1 pseudogene is annotated in these 266 nt (G+C 43.2%); it reads left to right on the forward strand.

The features are described 5' to 3' along the window. Positions 1-266 (forward strand): annotated as a pseudogene (locus AAEZ00_RS21375) (cobyric acid synthase); the annotation flags it as partial.

The raw sequence follows: 266 nt of genomic DNA on the forward strand, positions 1-266 counted from the left end.
CCCACATATTGATTTTCATTATGTGAGTATGCAGAGCATGGCTCAATCATCCCATTGGCCCGCTGCAGATTTAGTCATATTACCTGGCAGTAAGAATGTTCGTGCAGATTTAGCTTTTGTGCGTGAGCAAGGTTGGGACATCGCCTTAACAAAACATTTACGTTATGGCGGTAAAGTCATCGGAATTTGTGGCGGTTACCAAATGCTCGGTGAGCTTATTGATGATCCTTTAGGTATTGAAGATAATGCTGGTTGCAGTGACGGAT

Source organism: Shewanella sp. S1-49-MNA-CIBAN-0167 (genome assembly GCF_040310145.1).
Taxonomy (GTDB): Bacteria; Pseudomonadota; Gammaproteobacteria; order Enterobacterales; family Shewanellaceae; genus Shewanella; species Shewanella psychromarinicola.